We start from the raw sequence: 17,245 nt of genomic DNA, 5'->3' as shown, positions 1-17,245 counted from the left end.
CCGCCGAAGCTGGCCAGCGGTGGTTCACAGGTCTCCGCGGTTGCCGTCGCCGACGATGCGCACCAGCGCCCGCGTCAGCAGCCGTCGCTCATTGTTGCTGAACTGTTTGTCCAGCACCTGCTGCATGTTGTCGAGGAACAGGCCGATGTTGCGGTTGATCAGCGACAGGTCGCGCCGGTTGGCGTCGTTGTCGTTGATCTGCACCAGCGCCCGCACGCCGGCTTCGATCAGGCCGTTTTGCTGGACGCTGAAGGTATGGCCGCTGAGTTTGCCGAAGCTGGCGATCAAATCTTGCAAGGCTTGCGGATCGACGGCGTTGTCCGTTTTCTGTCCCTGCGGCGCCGCCGAGCAGACGATCTTTTGCAAGCGTCCGAGGAACTGCTGGCGGTCCTGTTCGCTGCTGCCTTGGTTGACGCTGTCGCCGAGGATATGCGCCAGGTCAAGCACCCGGCCATCGATCGCCTGTTGCGCCGACAGCAGCATGCTGCCTTGCACCTTGCCCGATTGCAGTTCGTCGCGCAGCGTGTTCATGGCCTGTTTCATGATGCTGGCTTGCTGGCCGGCCGGCACTCCTGCATGTCCGTGCGTGCCATCCAGGTCGGGAATCCAGTAAAACTCGACTTGCGGCGCCTGGCCGATTTCTGTGTTCCAGGTCAGCCGCAGGCTCCAGGTCTCGCCTTTGCGCACCGGCATGGTAAACGAACCGGGCATGGGGATAAGGATCGTGTTCACGCCCTTTTTCCCGTTCTGCATGGTGTAGCTGTATGCCAGTCCGGTAGCGTAGACAAAGCTGGTGTTGCTGCCGCTGCTGTCGACGGTAAAGCCTTCCAGGGTGCCGAGGTAATTGGCGCTGAAGGTGGGCTGGCCGACTGTCGCCATGACAAAGCCGTCGCTGGTCGCGACCTGGGTAAAGCTGGTGCCGCCGTCAACCAGGTCGGACTGGTTATACGCGGTGCGGGTTCCGAAACTGCCGTTTGCAATGGTATTCATGATCATTCCTCATGGGTGAACATCGATAAGAATTGCGGTTGGTTGCGACTAAAAAAAATGGATTGCGGACGGCGGCCTCGTCCTAACTGCCATCGGCGTCTCCCGAACCGTCGCCGACCAGGCGCACCAGCGCCCGCGTCAGCAGCCGCTGCTCGTTGGCGCCGAACTGGAGCTGCAGCACCTGCTGCACGTTGTCGAGGAACAGGTTGATGTTGTTCTTGATCAGGTTCAGGTCGCGCCGGTTGGCCTGGTTGTCGTTGATCTGCACCAGCGCCCGCACGCCGGCGGCCAGCAAGCCGCGCTGCGCCGGGCTGAAGTCGTGGGCGGTGACCTTGCCGAAGGTATCGATCAGGTCCTCGAGGCTTTGCCCGAAGCCGGGCAAGGTCGACGCTTGCGCCGGCAATCCCGGGGCGCAGACGATCTTCTGCAGGTCGCGGATAAATTGTTCCCGGTCCGACGGATTGCTGCTCATGTGCGTCGCGTCGCCCAGAATCTGGGTGAGGTCCCCGACCCGGTTCTGGATGGCTTGCTGCGCGCTGGCTTGCATGCTGCTGCTGATGCGGCCCGCCGCCAGGTCGTCGCGCAGGCTTTGCAGGGTTGCCGCCATGCCGCCGCCCGGCAGCGCGGCGGCCGGCGCTGGCGCCATGGCATTCAGCGCGGCAGGCACCGGCCCCAGCGGTATCCAGTAGAATTCGACGTCAGGCGCCGGGCCGACCGTGGTGACCCAGGTCAGGGTGAGGGTCCAGGTCTCGCCTTTCTTGACCGGCAGGGTAAAAGAGCCAGGCACTGGAATCGAAATGGTTTGCGCGCTCTTTTTGCCATCCTGTACGGAATATTGGTAAGCCAGCGCGGTTGCATAGGCAAAGCTGGTCTGGTTGCCGTTGCCGTCGGTAGTGACGCCGGCCAGGCTGCCGCAATAATCAGCGTTCCAGGTCGGCTGGCCGACGACAGCCATGACGTAGCCGTCGGTGCTCGCCTTCTGCTGGAACGTGGTGCCGTTATTGGTCAGGTTTGACTGGTTGAAGGCCACCCGGTCGCCTATGATCTGTACGCTGCCGTCGGCGTTGACCTTGGTCCCGGCCGCCTGCAGCGCGGCTCCCGCCAAGCTGGCGCCCTGCACCTTCTGGTCGCTGACGATGTTGCCGCTGGCGTGGACGTTGCCTGTCGTTTCGAGCTGGTACGGCGCGCTGCTCGCGCCCACCGTGACATTGTCCCTGCTGACCGTCAGCAGCGACGAACCGCTTTCGCCCACATCCAGCAGCTTGTCGCTGGTGTCGTCGCCCTTCACCGTGATGCTTTTGCTGGCAGTCAGGGTCTCTACATGCAGGTCCTTGACATCCACGCTGCTGCCGCTGAAGTTGACGTCGCCCTTGACCTGCAAGGCGTACTTGTTCTGGATTTCTTCCGGCCGGTAATTGATCGCCACCGTGTTGGGCGTGGCGGCGATGTTGTTGGTAGCGACGATCATCGCCGGCGGAATTCCCGGGCCGCTGGACGGCAGCACGCCGTTGGCGTTATTGGCGGCGAAATAGCCCAGCAGCGAAGGCGTCACCACATAAGCCGACACCGCGGCCGGAAAGTTTCCTGTGAGCTTGCCCTTTCCGTCCGACAGGGTCAGCTTCAATTCAGTCTGGCTGATGACCGACTGCACGAACATGGTCTGCGGCAGCGCGATGGACGGCGGAATGATCAGGAGATCGCCGGCCTTGTATCCGCTGAAATCGGTTTTGTCGCCGGTCACCTGCACGCCCTTGGTAGTGATCGTGCCGACGCCGTCGGTGACCGGACCGCTGCCCGCCTGATATTTGTATGTCGAGCCGATGACGTCGATCGCAAACGGCGTCGCCAAGGTCAGCGCGGTCGCGCTGGCGACGGTAACCACGGCGCTGCTCTGGCTGATGCTGGTTTTTGGATCGAAACGGCCGATGATGATTTTGCCGCCGACGGCGGCGGTGCTCTTGAAACTGCTGCCCTTGCCGGTGATGATGCTGCCGTTGCTGCTGATCTGTCCTTGCCCGGGCTTCCTGTCGGCGCCAGGCGCCTGGTAGCTGTAGGCCCAATCCTGCACCGCAAGCGGCAGCTGTTCCTGCAGCCGCAGCTGGGTGTCGCTGAGGATTTCGGCGATGACGCCGGCCTGCTCGACCAGCATGCCGACGGTGATCGTGTCGCCGACCGTGACTTCATCCAGGAACGCGGTCTGGTAACCCTGCAAGACATTGTCGCTGATGGCGGTGACCTGCCCCTTGCCGATGAACGACTGGCCGCCGCCGACGCTGAGCGAAGCCAGCGGGTTCTTGTCGCGGATGCCGACGTTGCCTTCGGTGTAGTACAGGTTGCTGGTCGGGGTGCCGACGGTTTCCCGGGTCCAGTAGCTGAGGATAGGCAACCCTTGCAGCTTGGAACCGTTGCCCTCGAAACTCTGAGCCTGGATCGGGCCGCTGGATATCATCGAGCCGGTCTGGATCTGCCCCCGCACGTTCAGGTCGTCGGCCTGGATCTTGCCGTTGACGTCAAGCGCCGCCGCCGGGCTGCGGTCGGTCAAGGCGATGCCGACCTTGCGGTCGGCGGTGATCACCAGTGCATTGGGGCCGGCGCCGGCCAGGCCGGAGCTGGTGGCAGCCTGCATGCCCAGGCCGACCGTGCCGTCGACATTGATGCGCAGCAGGTTGCTGTCGCTGCTGGCGGCGAAGCGCACCAGCGTCGAACGCACATAAGTGTAGCTGATGCTTTGCAGGACCGGATTGAATGCCGCATCTACCGTGACTTGCAGGCTGCCCGGGTTAATGCCGACGATCGTGCGCCGCTGGGCCAGGCCAAAGCTGGTCTGGCCGTTGCTCATGGTGGTTACCGGCGGATCCGAGATCAGCACATCGCCGACTTCGAAATACGGCGCCAGCGTCTTCGACAAAGTCACCAGCGGACCGTCTGAAGACAGTGTCCCCGGACCTTTGAAGGTAATGGCGTCGACCTGCAGGTTGGCCAGCGGCTGGGGATTGCCGACGCCGAGGTTATTGCGGGTGGTCAGCAGCCCCATGAACTGGCTGCGCGGCGCATCCACTTCCAGGTAAGCCTGGTCGCCGCTGCTTTCTTTTTTTGCGCGGATGCTGGGATAACCGTCGCTGTCCGCGTTGCCGAGGAAACCGGCGAGCGCGTCCGGCAAATTGATCCGGTGGACGCCGGCGCCTTCAGTCACAAAATTCAAGGCGCCCAGGGTCGAGCCGACATAACGCCGCTCGATGTTGCCAGAACGATAGGTCAGCTGGTTGATCGCGCCTTGGGTGGTGAAACTGATCACGGCCAGCAGGATGTTCATGGCCGGCTGCTGCAGGTTGCGCACATACTGGATCAGCGGCTGCTCCACGATCCGTTTGTAGCCGGCGACGCCGGTCTCGTTGCTGTAATCGGCATACACCTGGTTGTAGCTGATGCTGAGGAAATAGGTCGCTCCCGCCACCACATTGGCCAGCCTGACTACCTGCGGCTGCAGCAGGATGATCTGGCGGCCCAGGCCGTCGATCGCCATGCCTGGGCTGACCTCCACCTGGCTGGCGCTGCTCTCGGCGTCCCAGAACACCTCAAGCCCGCTGGCGATGCCGCAGATGTACAGGCTTTGGTTGTTGAAGCTCTGGATATCCATGTGGTACTGCTGCTCGCAAGCGAAATCGGCGGTCAGCAAGGCTTCGCCGGCGAAATAATTTGGACGTTGAATCAATGGACTGCTCATGGTGCGATTCCTGTCAGGCGTTCTCAAGCGTGGAAGAGTTGGACAAGGCCAGCCAGTTCACCTGCGCCGACGGCTCGCTGCTGGCGCGGGTTTCTATCGCCACCAGCTCCAGGGTGAACTGCGAAGTGCCGACATTGCTGACGCTGACCGCATAGGGGACGGTGCCGACCACGGTGGCGTTGACATTGGGCGGCACATTGAAGGCAGGCCCCTGCCCGCCCGCGTAAAACACCGGCTGCGACGACCGGTCGCCGACTTTCAGCAGCGTGCGGGTATCGAACGTGACGCTGCCGTGGCGCGCGCCGTCCAGGCCCTGCGCCAGGTTCGACTGGATTGCCGCCGGCTGGCCCAGCACGGCCGGCAGGCGGCTGGTGACCGCTTTCCGGCTGTCGGCAATGCTTTTGATGATGCCGGGGTTGGCGCTGTCCATCGTTACCGTGACGAGGATGATTGAATAACTAGGCGGATAGGTCAATGAAGCGCTTTGCAGCACCGCGGCCTGGTCCAGGGTGTCGGTGGAAACGTTGGGCGTGGGCGGATATACCGCATACAGCCCGTAGCTGTCGCCCAGGTTGGTCGCCGCCGGCACCATGTTGCCGCTGGTGCCGGGGAACACCAGGAAATCGCCGCTGGAATCGAAGCCGACGCCGGGCGCCACCACCAGGGTATTGTTCTGCAGCACGACGTCGAAGCCGTTCAGCACGCCCGGGGTGTACAGGCACTGGTTCTGCAGCTTGATCCAGTTGGAGAAATAATTCTGCTCCAGCGTCATGTTTTGCGCGGTGAGGAACATGCCGTCATGATAGTTAAGACGCACCGCGACATCGGATGGAATGGGTGGAATGAACGCGCTCATTTATTTTTTTCCTTGAAGGCCCAGCAAAGTGTTGATGCCCAGCGTTGCGGCATTGCATATTTGCGTCTCCGGCGTGACCGCCTGCAACTGCATGCTGGGAAAAATGGTGATGGTGAAACGGCTGGCGGCCGGCTTGATGGCGGCCAGCAGCTGCTGCAGTTGCTGCTGCAGGCGCAGGATCTGCTGCGTGTTCTGGCTGGTGAGGACGAAGCCGCTGTTGAGCGCATTGGGCAGCGTGATCTGCACATTGAACAGCCACGGAAAATAGCCCGACACCACCTGGCTGCCGGCGTGGTAGCGCTCTTGCAGGATAAACGCTCCCTGCGCCTGGCCGGCGACGCGGATGCAGGGCGGGACCGGGTTGCTGACCGTCAGCGTGACCGGCCCCTTGACCGGCACGGCCTTGGCCGGGAATCCGTCTACCGGCATCTGGTACTGCACGCCTTGGATGGTCATTGGCAGGTCCAGCAGCAAATCGAGCATGAAGCCCAGCCCCTGCGGCGTGCCGCGCAACCGGTACAGCGCCAGGATCTGCGCCGTCACCATGCGTTTCTTGTCAATGTTCCAGCTGTTGTCCAGCGTCAGGTCGACCCATCCGCCCAGCCAGTTCAGGAAGCTGTTGAGCCAGGCTTCGATCCCGCTTTGGGTCGAACCCGCGGCTGGCTGCCCGGCGACGTAGGCTGCCAGCGGATTGGTGACTGGCGGCACGCCGATGTAACTGTCGAGGTTGGCCAGGATGGCCTGCTGCTGGTTCGGCTTTGCAGCCGAAATCGGCGGTATGAAATCCGTGCTGGCCGGGTCGAACAGGAAACTGAGGCGCGGATAAAACAGGTTGCCGGCGACGTCCGCGTTCAGCAGTTCCTGGATGCCGCGGCGCCCGTCCAGGGTGCCGTCGCCGATACCGGTCAGCAGCTTCTCGAATATCTTGAGATAGTCGCCGACAAACGCCGAATCCTTGCCGCTGTAGATCGCCGGCAGGTAGCGCTGATAGCTGGATGGCTGCTTGCTCATGGCTGGCTGCTCGCGGTGATGTCAAGGCAACGCAAGCGCGGCAAGCCCTGGTACAGCATGGCGCTGCGTCCCGACGGCAAGTCGGCCAGCGTGGTGTTGGCGCCGAGCTGCGCCATCTGGTTGAGGACGATGGTGGGGATGAAGTTGTAGTCCATGCTTTCCAGCGCAGCCACGCCCGGCACGCTCAGGATCAGGTGCAGCAGGTCGTCGGCCTGCGGCGCCTGGCCGTAAGGCCAGCCGCGGCCATCGGGACCGCCGCCCGGCAGCAGGTAGCCGAACAGCAGGTTCACCAGCGCATCCAGCGTGACCGACATGACCGTGGCCGCGCTGCAGCGGATCGACAGGGTCAAGTCGATCGCGGTCAGCTGCGCCATCTGCACCCGCACCGCACTGCCCGCAATCACGCGCGGCTGCAGATAGTAGTTCACCTGGTTCAGCAAAGTCTGTTCCCGCGCGCGCTCGTCTTTTCCCTGCAACAGCAGCAGCCGGCGCATGGTCGTGCTGGAATAGGCATATTGCTGCTTGTTGGGATACAGCGGATAGACATAGTTCCAGGCGGCGTCGCTCAGGAGATAGGCGGTGCTGGCCTGCTCTGCAGCCTGCGCGTAGGCTTGCTGCACATACAGCGGAACCGGCACCGGGATGCTGGAGTGGATTTTCTTTTGCTGCGCCACGGCTTGGTCATACAGCAATTCGATCATGCGGTTGCTCTGCATCGCCACCACCTCGATATTCGGCAAGGTCAGCGCCAGGTATGGGCTTTGCAGGTAAAGCAATATTTCTTTTTGCAGCGTCGCCTTGCTGGCCGCCTGTCCTTGCTCGATTTGCGCCAGCGCCGCCTGCAGGGCCAGGAAATCGAAATCGTAGTAGGTCTGGGCAGCCTTGCTGTATTCGGTCTGGTTGCTGCTGAAGGCCAGCCCCAGCACCCAGCGCAGGAAATTTTCGTCGGTCAGGGTCGGGATCTGGTTGGCCTGGTACAGCAGCGATTCGTCCAGCCAGGCCAGCAGCTGCAGCAAGGTGATGCCGGGATCGCTGTCGTTATAGTCGGTCCACAGCTTGGTGTATTGGGGAATCTTGCGCACCAGCTCGACCACCAGCTGCTGGTAGGTCTTCAGGTCGAGGTCGGGCAATTCGAAGCTCATCGCCCTACTCCAGGTAAAGTAACAGCGTCATCTGGCCGGCCACCGGCAGCTGCGCCGGCAACAGCGCAATGTTGCCGTTCTGGTGGCCGTTCAGGTTCAGGCCGAGCACGGTTTCGATCTGCGGCAGCGTGCGCAGGAAACGGCTGACCGCGGAAGCCTGCACGGTTTCCCCGAAGCGCCAGCCTTGCTGCCCGGGGCCGCCGAACACCGGCTGGAAAAAAGCCTGCAGCTGGCGCCCGATGTTTTGCTGCAGGGCGTTTTTCTGGTCTGGCGCACAGCTGACCGCCAGCTGTGCGCTGACATTGATCGCCACGAAATCCGGCGCCCGGGTACTGATGCGCGGCGCCAGCGGCGCCAGGCAGGCCTGCTTGATGGCGGCCGCTACCTGGTTCAGGATTTCCGGGCTGGTGTAAGGCGCCGGCGCGCTGCTGAGCGCCAGCAAGACGATGCTGATGTCTTGTTGCGGCGTTTCCAGCGCGCGCGCCTGCGCCACCTGCTGGCAAGACTGCGCGGCCAGCGCGCTCAGCTCGCTCAGCTCGACCGCATAACCGCCTGCCTTCACCAGCGCCGGGCTGTTCGCGGCGATATCGGCCACTGTATCGCCGTTGACGCCGCCCGCGGCCGGCGCCGGATTGTCGACGCCGTCGATGTTGCTGATGCCGGGCCGCAGCATGGTCAGGCGATGCGCGCCGGCATTGCCCGCCAGTCCCTGCGTATAGTCGTAATGGGCGGCGACGATGTTGTTGTAGCCGCGTGGCGGGACCATGCCGTTGTAGCCGTCGCCGAAAGTCACCAGGCCGTTCTGGCAATCCAGCGTGTAGACGCGGTCGGTGGGGCCGCAGAACGTAAAATTGTCGACCTGCCGCCATTGCCGGCTGATTTCGCTGCCGGCAGTGGCCGCAGTGGCAGCTCCTGCGCTGTCTTGCACGGCGTCGTCCTGGGCGGCGGTGTCGAGCCCGCGCGCTTCGATCACCTGCAGGTCCAGGTTCGGCAGCACCGGCGTGTAGTCCAGCGCGAAAGTCTGCGACGGCTGCTCGTTGCTTGAGCCCAGCACCTCATCGTCGACGCCGGTGATGTTGCTGGCCATGACCGTATTCGGATAGATGCCGTAGACCCGGATGGTGCGGCTGACATGCGGATTGTTGATGCGGAACCAGTACGCTGTCTGCGAATACAGGTAGGACGCAGGCATGCCTGCCGGCACGGTGAAACCGACGATGCCGGAACGGCTCAGGCCGTAGCTGCTGTCGTCCACCGACAGCGCCTGCCATGCCTGGCCGTCGTAATAGTCCCACTGCAGCTTGCTGCCTGGCGCGGCGCTTTCCTGCTGCAGGTAGAAATACAGGGTCAGCTTGTTGCCCAAGGTGAAATTGCCGAAATCGACTGTGCTGAAAGCAAAATAAAACCCGGTCAGCACCTCTTCCACCGGCTTGAAAGGGCTGAACAGGAAGCGGCTCATGGTGAAGGCGTTGTAGCTCCAGTAGCGGGTCGGCGGCGCTGCATAGCTGTAGCCGATCTGCAGCGACTGGATATACGGCGGATAAAACTGCGACTGGTTGAACTGGTAGGAAAAATTGACCCCCTCGACATCGTTCAGGTAGGCGATCACGCTGTTTTTCTGCTCCGGCGTCAGGATCGCGGCGGGAATGCTGTCTATCGTATCGGCCACGCTGGTGGTGGTGAAACCGCCGGCCTCGCCATACCCGCCGGCGGCGATCACCGCGCGTATCCACAAGCCGGTGCCGCCGGCGACCGTGGTTTCACCCAGCGCCGGGCACTGGAACCGGATCCGGGTCGGGCCGTCGGGATTGTCGTGCTGCAGGTTGCTGGTGGTGTCGACAAACTGGTACTGGCTGGCCTGGGCCAAGGTCTGGTTGAACGACTGCCATTGCTTGCCGTCCCAGAATTGCCAGTACAGGGTGACCGGATACTCGACGGCGACCGCGGTCAGCTGGAAGGAAATGTTGACCAGCGCGCCCTTGCGCGAAAAGACGCTGTCGCTGCGGATGTAAAAAGCGTCGCCGGCTTGCGGCGACTGGCCGAAAGGATAGGCGCCGTTCGAGATGTCGAGCAGCACCACGTTGAATGCGGCTTGCTGCGGCTGGATCGCGTCGCCCTTGAAGGTGCACTGGATGCCGGTGACGACCGGCAGCTGCTGCGCCAGCGACGCCAGCACCTTGACCTGCGGGCGGGGCTTGACCAGCAGCCAGTATTCCAGCTGCTGGTCCGGTTCGGTCAGCAGGACGTCGTCGGTGAAACCGGCGCCCGGGTCTTCCTGCCGATAGATTTCCTGCTGCACTTGGGCAATTGTCCGCGCTGCCGCCTGCGGCTTCTGGCTGAGCTGGATGTCCAGCTGCCCGGCGTCGGCCGATTGCGTCAGCTGCGCGCTCAGCGGCGTCAGCGCGCCGTCGAACCACTGTCCGAAATAATCGCTGTAGAGCTGCTTGCCGTACAGCGTGATGGTGATGCTTTGCAGGGCCGGATCGGGCTTGAACAGCTGGCTGTCGCCCATGATGAACCAGTGGCCCAGCGCCTGCTCGGCCGGATCCGCGATTTCGTCGGCGACGAACAGCGGCACTCCCTCAGTGCCGGCGGCGCTCGAAGCCAAGGCCGGCATGGCGTCGATGTACTGGTCTTGCGCCGGCATGATGGTCATGGCGGCGCACAGGCTGGCCGGCACCACCAGCAAGTCCTGGTTGGTCTGGAAGCGGATGGCCTGGGCATCGGCGTCGAGCACCGCCGTCTGCGCCGGCACCGTCTTCGCCGGCTGCTCCGGCTTGAGCGTGAATTGCAGCGGCGCCTGCGCTGCCAGCGGCGGCCGCAGCTGCATGCCCATGCACTGGAAAAAGGCCTGCCGCCTTTGGTTCGGCATCTGGTTTTCGATCCCTGCCGTATAGGCCGCCAGCTGGGCGAACAGGTTCAGCAAGACCAGGCCCGGATCCTGGTTGACCGCCTGCGCCGCGCCGACCGGATCCGGCGTGGCCGCGGTCAAGGCCGCCGGCCAGTAGGCGCTCCATTCGGGAGCGTAGGTCTGGGCCAGCTTCAGCGCCTGCTGATAAAACTGCTCGGCAGTGCGAAAGTCCAGGATCGGATCAGCCATGGCGTACCGGATTACCTGGCCAAATGCATGACGTTAGGCTGGGCATCCGGCCCTGCGGCCTGCAGCGGCTGGTCTATCAGCTCTTGCAGCACCTGGATCGCACCGCTGATCCTGAGCAGGGTTTGCTGCAAGTCTTTTTGCTGCGCTTCGAGGGAGCGCAGTTGCGCTTGCCCGGCCTGGTAATTGTCTTTCAGCTCTTTGATTCTGGCTTCGATCACTTCGTGGTTCATGCTTGACTCCGGTTTTATTTAAGATAAAAAGGAAACACCAGGTTGGCCGGCTGGTTGCGGTCGCGGATCAGGTAGTCGACCGCGATCTGCAGGCAGTTCGGCTGCTGCGGCGTAATCGTCACGTTCACCTGCAAGGTCTGGATGCGTGGTTCCCAGCGGTCCAGCGCCTGCTTCACATACAGCTGCGCCAGGCTGACGGCGGTGGCGTTGCCGGCCGCGAACACCAGTTCATTGATGCGGCAGCCGAAGGCCGGCAGCATCACCCGCTCGCCGGGCGCGGTTTGCAGGATGATCAGCAGCGCCTGCCGGATGTCCTCGGCGCCGGCCGCCAGCTGCACCTTGCCGCCGCTGGCTGTCACCGGGAAGGCCCAGCCCTGGCCGAGGAAATCGCTGTCCGCCGGGCCGTTCATCCTATGTTCACCGTGCTCAGGCCCAGCACCTGCACCGTCGGCGGCGGCGCCTGCGGCCCGGCCGGCGGCACATCGTGGCAGGTTTCGCAAAAGTCGCCGGCGCGCGCCGCCGCCTTGCCGTTGATACGTACCGTCATGCTGCCCATCACTACCTGGCCCAGGTTGGTGGGCGGGATCTGGAAGGCGCCGCTGGCGGGTATGTGCGGCGGCATGTTTTGCGCCATCGAGCCCACGGTCGCCGCCGGCCGGCTGTTGATGCGCACATTCAGGCTGGTGTTGAGCGTGATCTTGCCGTTGAACGGAAACGGCTGCGGCGTCGGCACCGGCCCGCCCGGGCTCGGCACCAGCACGATATGGATATCGGCGGCGTTGACGATGCTGTCGCCCTGCTTGGCGGCGCCTTGTGCCATGCTTGCTCCTAGTTCAAGTCGATCATGGCGGCCGACAGCTTGATGCTCTGCCCGCCCTGCAATTGCATGGCGGAACTCGACAAATCCGCCTTGACGCTGCCGGCCGTGTTCTGCACCACTACCTGCGCCCCGCTGATGGTCAGCTTGCCCTTGGCGCTGATGGCGAAATCGCCTTCGCTGCTGATCGATATCTTGTTGTTGGCGGTATCGATCACGATGCGGTTGTTCTTGCTGTCGGTAATGGTGATGTTTTCCTTTTCGGAATCGTCCAGCGTGATGGTTTTCCCGCCCTTGGTCTTGATCACGCGGACGTCCTGCTGCTGCGCGGCTTCCAGCGGCGGCTTCTGCACGCCGTTCCACAGGAAGCCCAGCACATAGGGCTGGCTGGCGTCGCCGTCGGCAAACGCCAGCAGCGCCGAATCGCCCGGCTGCGGCAGGAAAAACGCGCCGTAGCCCGGACCGGCGAAAAAACTCATGACTTGCAGCCAGCCGGATTCGATTTCCTGTCCCTTCAGGATGAAATTGACCTTGATCCGGCCCAGCCCCTTGTCGTCCTTGGTATTGCTGACCGTGCCCAGGGTCACGCCCAGCGTCATGCTGCCCGAAGAAAATCCTTCGTCCGCATTCATACTCATACGCCCGTCCTTCTCAGTTTGAATTCTGTCTGGTAGCCTTCGCTGACGTCGTAGCTGTGGACGCTGGAAGTGATGTAATAGATGCCGTTGAAGCGCTGGCTCAGGCCGCTCAGCTTGACGTTGACGCCGGCCACCATGTCCGGGTCGCCCAGCACGCTGGTGCTGCCTTCGATGAACTGGTTCAGGTTGCGCTTGTATTGCGCGTTGGCGATTGCCTGCAGGGCTTCCGGAGTGCTGAGGTCGGGCCGCTCCAGCTGGATGTCCGAATCCGGAAAGGCCTGCGCCAGCTGGTAGCCGGTTTCCTTGCCGCCCATCTTGTCCTGCGAACTGCCGGAGGACGCCACCGCCGTCAGCACCTTGTTCGATGCGACGTCATATCCCTTCACCGTGACCTGCTTGCCCATGGTCGGCAATTTCAGGCTGAGCCTGAGGTCGCTGATATCCGTTGGATAGTTCATGGTCTTGACCGGGCTGCCGCCCTCTGCCGAAGGCCGGAATACCAGGGTGGCGCCGTCCATCAGCAACTCGTAGTTGAGCTGCGCGCAACGGCCCATCAGGAAATCGTAGTCGGAGGAATTGTTTTGCAGCACATAGTCGTTGACCATGGCCGGACTGCCCGGCAACTTCACCGTCAGGCCGGCCGCGCGCGCCACCTGGGAAACGATTTCATTGTCGTCCAGGTTCAGGTAGGTCCTGGTGCGGGTGCCGAATTTCAGCCAGTACATGCGGTCGAAACCGCGGATGGTGGCGGTGGAATAGTCGCTGAAATGCGGCTCGATCGCCGTGATTTGTGCGCTGACCATCTGCTGCAGGCTGTCGAGGCCGAGGAATACCGTGATTTCGTCGCCCGGCTTGAAGATATCCAGGTTGACGTCCTGCCAGGCGCCGCCGGACGAGACGATGTTCAGGGTAAAGCTGAACATGGTGGGGATGTTTATCTCGTCTTCCACGCGCACGCTCTGGATTGCCGCAATGACAGACACCGGCAAGGCACTTCGGTTCTTGAGTATGCGGAAACCGCCGGTCTGGACGCTAGGCATTGCTGCCTCCGCTATTGTATGTCTCGCCGTGGACATCGATGATCACCAGCATGCGTCCGATGTCATGGCGGCCGGGGAAATTCAGCGGATCGTAGATATTGTTGCCTTCCGCGATCAGGCGCCACTGGCTGGCGTCGCCCAGGGCCTGCTGCGCGATCAGGTACAGGCGGTCGTTTTCCTTGACGCGCCACAGCTGGCGGCAATTGAATTTTCCTTGCGCGCGCTGGTCCTCTTCCTTGGTCAGCACCGATTTGAAGGTGACCGACAGTTCCGCCCGCACCGGCACGCCGGAGCTGAGGAACATCGTGAACTTCTGGTCAAGCTTGCTGATCATGCCGACGAACAGCGGGCCGGCCCAGGTGAACACGACGACCGGCGGCTCGCGCCGTTCGGCGTTGCCGACCGTCGGCTGGGTCAGCGCCACGATCTTGTTGGTCTTGGCGCGGACGTCGGTCTGCTGTTCGTAGGTATCGAAAAACAGGGAAACCGTCAGGTCGTCGTCGTCGACCCGCTGGAACTGGATATTCGAACCTTGTCCCAGCAGCACCACCGTCTTGTTGAGGGACAGTTCGGTCGGGTTGTACATGACGGGAATTTCTTCCTGGGTCTGCTGCACCACGATTTTGGCCATTTCCAGCATCAGCGCCCCCTGCGGTAACGGTCAATGCCGGCGCGCTGCTCTATGCTGGCGTGCACCTGCCGCGCCAGCGCCTGCACCATTTGCGGCGACAGCATCGCCGCCGTCACCACGCTGCGGATATGCTGCTGGTTGTGGCGGTCATGCATGATCTCGCGCACCACTTTGGTATGCACCGTATGCTCGATGCGTTCGATCTGCCGCTGCACCTCCGCCTGCCTGACTTGCGCCTGGCGCCGGTAAGCCAGTGCGGCGGTGAATCCGGCCTGGTAGGGCTGGAGGGAGACTTGGTCGCCCGCAGCCGGACTGTTCATCGGCGCAAGCAAGGTAATAGCTGCCGTCGACGACGGCGATGAACCAGGCGCCGCCACGGCTTGCAATTGCATGCGGACCGTCCTTGCGCCGGTTGCCGGCAATCGCGGCAAGATGTATTCATAGACAAAGCCTTGCGCCCTGCCGTCACGTCCGGCACGGCCAGCAATCTGCTGCGCCTGCCTGCCGGACCTGGCATGCATGCGGTTCCTGCCGGCCAGCTGCGGCAACAGGACATCGCCGCGACGAACGACATACTGACGGCGCAGGGCCTGGTTTTTCCACATGTAGAAACGCTGTTCTTGCCTGGCTATGAAATCATGCCTGTCCAGATAACGGGAATACCGCAACGCCAAGCGCATTTCTGGCGCCGTGGGTTGTGCTGGGCCTGTACCGGACCCAAGCTCCCGCAGCTTGCCTGCCGCATGGACAGGTTGCGACGAACCCGGGCGGCGGCTGGCAGCAGCTGCTGCCCGGTTTACGGCTTGTGCTGCATTGCGCTGAGGCGATACGGACCGGAACAGTCGTTGCGGCGCTTGCAGCGCTGTTTGCCTGATGATGCCGGCCAGGCGCTGCACCAGCGTGGTTACCGGATGCTTTGCCTGCGCAGCCGGCGTGTGCGGCATCAGCAGTGTCAGTGGAGATGCGGCTGAACGGCCTGCCGGGCCGGGCATGGGCTCGGCGCCAGTTCGTTGAAAATGATAGGCCAAGCTAGGTGATGCCAGGCGCTGTGGCCGTTGCTGAACGCGCCCCTTTTTTCCGGATCGTTGCGCACCTGCATCCTCAGCCGGCACGGTCACGGAACGGAGCAGCGCCTGCCGCTGCAGCACGATGTTGCCAATGCGCCCGATTGCAGGAACGGCAAGCAGCAACCGCGATATCTGCTGCAGGCGTTGCATGTCATGTTTTTCGAAACGGCTCTCTACCAGCCGCTGCGTTTCTTGCCATATCTGTTGGCGGATTTCCTGCGAAACGGCGGGATGGAGGTGCTGCTGCACCAGCCGCAGCCAATGATGGTGCTGCGAGATATAGTGCGCGATCTTGCCTGGCGGCGCCGGCCGCGGCATTTGCAGGAACGCCAGGTCCAATCCCGGATAGTGTTCCGGCCATGCCAGGCCGCGGCCGGCGATGCCGGCCTGGAAATCCCTGGCCGCGCCGGCGCACGCCAGGCGCATGGCATGCCCCCGGCTTACATGGAAAACTGGCGTCGGCCTGGTCATCAGCCGCCGCTCCCGCTGTTTTTCTTGATCCCCTCATGCGCCAGCGTAAAACTCTGGCTGGCCACCAGGTTCTGGCCCGCGTCCAGGCTCGGCCCCTGCCACTCGATCGGCCAGGCATTGTAGAAATTCCAGCTGACGGTAGGATTGCCTTCATCATCCAGCAGGTAGATCGAACCGTTCTGGCGTTTGATCTTGCCGTTCAAGGCGGCCTGGTACCACAGCCACATCGGATCCAGCGCGGTGATGCCTGCCTTGAGCACCAGGTCGACATACGTCACCTGCCCGCCAAGCTTGTATTCGAGATCGTTGACCCCGCCCTGGCGCACGCTCTTGACTTCGATCTTTGACTGCAGGCCCTCGACCGTGGTGAAGCCGCCGACCACGATGCCGCCTACTTCCACGTAAAAATTGTACGACTTGAAAGGGTTCGCCGGCGGGCCGGATTTGCGCTGCGATGCTGCGCCGGATGGATTGCGGCCGGTAGCCATGTCATGCTCCCAAATTTAGGCTTTTGTGCCGATCGTCGCTGTTCATGGTCTGGTTGATCTTGCTGATCTCCCCGCACCAGCGGCGGCGCTCTGCGTGTTCCATTGCCAGGATTTCCCCGTACGACCAGTGAAAGTGGTATGCCAGAAAAGCAATTTCCGCATACAGCTGGTCGGGCGCTACAGGGAAGCGCGCTTTCCCGCGGCTTCGAAACTCTCGATCTGCACCACCTTGTCTTCGCCGTCGACCAGGTTGATGCGGTTGTACAGGTTCTGCAGGTAAGAGAAATCGGCGGCGAACAGGTCTTCGATGACCTTGGTGTTGATCATGTCCAGGTTGCCCAGCCGCACAATCACCCGCGACAGGACGATGATGGTCAGGTAGGCCGGGTTGCTCTGCACCCGGTGGTCTTTCAGCGGCAGGATTTCGTCGCCGGCGGTAGCCAGCCGCATCACGCCGTTCTTGTGCAGGTTGCCGTCGCCGTCGCGGTAGCCGAGCGGCAGGGTAAATTCGATTTCGGTGCTGATTGCGTTCATGCTGGCTGCTCCCGGTTAAGACACTCTGGTCATGTATTCGATGGTCAGTTCGAAGGTTTCCACCATCACGTCGCTGCTGGAGGCGTTCAGGCCGGTGCTCTCGTATTTGCTGGGCCAGGCATTGATGACGTTCCAGCGCGCCTTGGCCGCGCCGCCGGCGTCGAGCAGTATCAGCGAGATGTTTTTCTGCGCGCCTTTGGCCGTTGACCCCTGCAAGGCCACCAGCTGGTGCCAGTTGTACAGTTCCATCGAATCGGTCAGGCCCTTTTTCAGGCTCAGCTTGCCGTAAGTGGTCAGGCCGGAAAACGAGCGCTTGTAGACCGGATCGGTGCCTTCCCGGTACTCGACCGTTTCGACCGTGCTGTCCGGGATCGTGGCTTCCGAAAACGCCGCGACCTGGATGCCCGAGATCTCCACCTGGAAGCGGAAACCGCGGTAGGGATTGGTGAGTTGTGTGGCCATCGTGATTCTCCGCAGTCAAATTGGTTTGGAAAGAGGCAGGTCCG

17 protein-coding genes are annotated in these 17,245 nt (G+C 62.6%); all 17 read right to left on the bottom strand.

Annotated elements, in window-relative coordinates; genetic code table 11:
* Positions 1–24: 24 nt before the first annotated feature.
* The 17 genes from BM062_RS02285 to BM062_RS02210 all read right to left on the bottom strand — a co-directional run bounded on the left by BM062_RS02285 (position 25) and on the right by BM062_RS02210 (position 17,201).
* Complete coding sequence (locus tag BM062_RS02285; protein ID WP_254784867.1) at positions 25–990, bottom strand: hypothetical protein; 966 nt, start codon at positions 988–990, stop codon at positions 25–27.
* A gap of 82 nt (positions 991–1,072) precedes the next feature.
* A complete protein-coding gene (locus tag BM062_RS25850; protein WP_254784866.1) occupies positions 1,073–4,714 on the bottom strand; it encodes a hypothetical protein in 3,642 nt (1,213 codons plus the stop codon).
* Between the two features lie 13 nt (positions 4,715–4,727).
* A complete protein-coding gene (locus BM062_RS02275; protein ID WP_092392617.1) occupies positions 4,728–5,570 on the bottom strand; it encodes a hypothetical protein in 843 nt (280 codons plus the stop codon).
* On the bottom strand, positions 5,571–6,581 hold the full coding sequence (locus BM062_RS02270) for a phage tail protein (RefSeq protein WP_092392615.1): 1,011 nt from the start codon (positions 6,579–6,581) through the stop codon (positions 5,571–5,573).
* Positions 6,578–7,723 (bottom strand): hypothetical protein, encoded by a 1,146-nt coding sequence (locus tag BM062_RS02265; RefSeq protein ID WP_092392613.1) that lies wholly within the window; start codon positions 7,721–7,723, stop codon positions 6,578–6,580. Before BM062_RS02265 ends, BM062_RS02270 begins: the two co-directional genes overlap by 4 nt.
* A 4-nt stretch (positions 7,724–7,727) precedes the next feature.
* Positions 7,728–10,823: a baseplate J/gp47 family protein gene (locus BM062_RS02260; RefSeq protein WP_092392611.1), complete on the bottom strand. Its 3,096-nt coding sequence runs from the start codon at positions 10,821–10,823 to the stop codon at positions 7,728–7,730.
* 11 nt (positions 10,824–10,834) lie between these two features.
* On the bottom strand, positions 10,835–11,053 hold the full coding sequence (locus tag BM062_RS02255; RefSeq protein ID WP_092392609.1) for a hypothetical protein: 219 nt from the start codon (positions 11,051–11,053) through the stop codon (positions 10,835–10,837).
* 14 nt (positions 11,054–11,067) lie between these two features.
* Complete coding sequence (locus tag BM062_RS02250; protein WP_092392607.1) at positions 11,068–11,463, bottom strand: GPW/gp25 family protein; 396 nt, start codon at positions 11,461–11,463, stop codon at positions 11,068–11,070.
* Positions 11,460–11,873, bottom strand: coding sequence for a PAAR domain-containing protein (locus tag BM062_RS02245; RefSeq protein ID WP_092392605.1), 414 nt, complete (start codon positions 11,871–11,873; stop codon positions 11,460–11,462). The genes BM062_RS02250 and BM062_RS02245 overlap by 4 nt, the downstream gene beginning before the upstream one ends.
* An 8-nt stretch (positions 11,874–11,881) precedes the next feature.
* The gene (locus tag BM062_RS02240; RefSeq protein WP_254784865.1) at positions 11,882–12,508 is read right to left on the bottom strand and encodes a phage baseplate assembly protein V; all 627 of its coding nucleotides are present in this window, start codon (positions 12,506–12,508) and stop codon (positions 11,882–11,884) included.
* Complete coding sequence (locus BM062_RS02235) at positions 12,505–13,548, bottom strand: phage late control D family protein (protein WP_254784864.1); 1,044 nt, start codon at positions 13,546–13,548, stop codon at positions 12,505–12,507. The genes BM062_RS02240 and BM062_RS02235 overlap by 4 nt, the downstream gene beginning before the upstream one ends.
* A complete protein-coding gene (locus BM062_RS02230) occupies positions 13,541–14,188 on the bottom strand; it encodes a CIS tube protein (RefSeq protein WP_092392599.1) in 648 nt (215 codons plus the stop codon). The genes BM062_RS02235 and BM062_RS02230 overlap by 8 nt, the downstream gene beginning before the upstream one ends.
* Positions 14,188–15,672, bottom strand: a complete 1,485-nt coding sequence (locus BM062_RS02225) for a hypothetical protein (protein ID WP_092392597.1) — start codon at positions 15,670–15,672, stop codon at positions 14,188–14,190. Before BM062_RS02225 ends, BM062_RS02230 begins: the two co-directional genes overlap by 1 nt.
* A gap of 44 nt (positions 15,673–15,716) precedes the next feature.
* A complete protein-coding gene (locus tag BM062_RS02220; RefSeq protein ID WP_092392595.1) occupies positions 15,717–16,205 on the bottom strand; it encodes a phage tail protein in 489 nt (162 codons plus the stop codon).
* Position 16,206: 1 nt separating this feature from the next.
* On the bottom strand, positions 16,207–16,371 hold the full coding sequence (locus BM062_RS26210; protein WP_335340328.1) for a DUF6760 family protein: 165 nt from the start codon (positions 16,369–16,371) through the stop codon (positions 16,207–16,209).
* Positions 16,372–16,382: 11 nt separating this feature from the next.
* The gene (locus BM062_RS02215) at positions 16,383–16,739 is read right to left on the bottom strand and encodes a hypothetical protein (protein WP_092392593.1); all 357 of its coding nucleotides are present in this window, start codon (positions 16,737–16,739) and stop codon (positions 16,383–16,385) included.
* 15 nt (positions 16,740–16,754) lie between these two features.
* On the bottom strand, positions 16,755–17,201 hold the full coding sequence (locus BM062_RS02210; RefSeq protein WP_092392591.1) for a phage tail protein: 447 nt from the start codon (positions 17,199–17,201) through the stop codon (positions 16,755–16,757).
* Positions 17,202–17,245 lie beyond the last annotated feature (44 nt).

The organism is Collimonas sp. OK412 (genome assembly GCF_900112135.1).
GTDB lineage: Bacteria > Pseudomonadota > Gammaproteobacteria > Burkholderiales > Burkholderiaceae_D > Collimonas > Collimonas rhizosphaerae.
The sequence above is the reverse complement of the archived record's forward strand: the minus strand, read 5'-3'. Positions and strand labels throughout refer to the sequence as shown.